The organism is Mesorhizobium sp. M7A.F.Ca.CA.001.04.2.1 (assembly GCF_003998485.1).
In the GTDB taxonomy this organism is placed as follows: Bacteria; Pseudomonadota; Alphaproteobacteria; order Rhizobiales; family Rhizobiaceae; genus Mesorhizobium; species Mesorhizobium ciceri.
In genome coordinates, this window is the sequence record NZ_RZQT01000268.1 from 1 (window position 1) to 1,840 (window position 1,840).

Annotated in this window: 2 protein-coding genes; both read right to left on the reverse strand. The window is 62.6% G+C overall.

Going from position 1 to position 1,840, the window contains the following annotated elements:
- Positions 1-1,224, reverse strand: a 1,224-nt coding sequence (locus EN955_RS34350; RefSeq protein ID WP_206523776.1) for a cbb3-type cytochrome c oxidase subunit I, incomplete at its 3' end; no start/stop codon positions are given.
- Positions 1,221-1,840, reverse strand: a 620-nt coding sequence (locus EN955_RS34355) for a c-type cytochrome (protein WP_127223571.1), incomplete at its 5' end; no start/stop codon positions are given. The genes EN955_RS34355 and EN955_RS34350, both read right to left, overlap by 4 nt.

The window sequence follows — 1,840 nt, forward strand, 5'->3', positions numbered from 1 at the left end:
GAGCATCACGCCCGTCAGCCCGCCGATGACGAAGATGAAGAAGAAGCCGAAGACGAACAGCAACGGAGTTCGGATCACCGGTCTGCCGTCCCATAATGTTGCCAGCCAGCAGAAGATCTGTACGCCGTTCGGGATGGCGATCATCATGCTGGATGCGGTGAAGAAGCTGGCGCCAAGCTTTGGCAGGCCGGTGGCGAACATGTGATGGACCCAAAGCCCGAACGAAAGGAAGCCGACCGCGATCAGCGACAGGACCAGCCCGAGATGACCGAATGTCGGTCGCCTGGCGAAAACAGGAATGATCGAGGACACCATGCCCGTCGCCGGCAGGAAGATGATGTAAACTTCCGGATGGCCGAAGAACCAGAAGAGGTGTTGGAACAGCAGAGCATCCCCACCTTCGGCCGGGTTGAAGATGTGCGTGCCAACCAGCCGGTCAAGGATCAGGAAAGTCGAGGTGATCATCACCGCCGGCATCGCGAAGACGACGACGAAGGAAGTGACCAGCATCGCCCAGACATAGAGCGGGATCTTGTCCAGCGACATGCCGGGGGCTCGCTGCTTGAAGACCGTGACGATGGTCGCCACCGCGACGGCCAGTGACGACACTTCGGTATAGGTGATCATCTGCGCCCAGACGTCAGCCCGCTTGCCCGGTGCGAATTCGGGGCCGGACAGCGGCACGTAGGCGAACCAGCCCACATCAGGGGCCATGTTGAGGGCGAAGGACACCCAGGCGAAAGCGCCGCCCGAGACGTAGACCCAGTAGCTGAACGCGTTCAGGCGCGGAAACGCGATGTTGCGGGTGCCGACCATCAGCGGCACCAGGTAGATCCCGGTCGCCTGCACGATGGGCACGGCGAACAGAAACATCATCGTGACGCCATGCATGGTGAACAGCTGATTGTAGAGGTCGGGCCCGATCAGCCCGCGTTGCGGTCCAGAAAGCTGGATGCGCATGACGACAGCGTTGAGGCCGCCAAGACCAAGGAACACGAAAGCGGTGATCAAATAGCGTCGTGCGATCACCTTGTGATCGACGCTCGACAAGGCTCCGACGATACCGGATGGCGTCCGCCAGGTGCGCTCGAGCCAGCGATGCAGGCCGGCATCATCCATGCCGGTGTCGCGCGGTCCGTCATGCTCGGGCGCGATGTCGCCTTTTGCAGATACCTTGCGCTCCGGCGGCAGGTCGCGTTGGCTTGTGAGATCCGCGCTGCTCATTTCAGACCCTCGAGATAGGCGATCACGGCATTGAGCTCATCGCCGCTGAGCTCCACCACCGGCATGTGGGAGCCGGGCTTGATGCCTTGCGGGTCGGCTATCCAGGCGGCGAGATTGCCGCGGCTCATCGTCAAGGTCCCGGCAGCGAGCGTCTGCCGGCTGGCTATGTGGGTGAGATCGGGAGCCACCGTTCCGCCGGCCGGCGTCCCCCCGATCCTGTGACACATCACGCAGGGGCGTTTGAGGAACAGGTCCGCACCGACCTTGGCTTCGCCGCTCGCCGGCGCGCCGGCCGGCTGCAACTGGTCGTTCAGCCAGGCATCGAATTTCGGGCGCGGCTCGGCGATGATGAAGGTGCCCATGTTGGCGTGCTGCGCACCGCAGAATTCAGCGCATTGACCACGGTAGACGCCTGGCTTGTCCGCCTTGATATCCAGGACGTTCATGTGGCCCGGGATAAGGTCGAGCTTGCCGGCCAAGCTTGGGATCCAGAAGGAATGGATCACATCGGTCGAGGTCAAAAGCAGCCGCACCGGCTCGCCGGCAGGGATATGAATCTCGTTTGCCGTCGTCAGGATGCGGCTCGGCGTAGCATCCTCGTAGCGCACCTCCCACC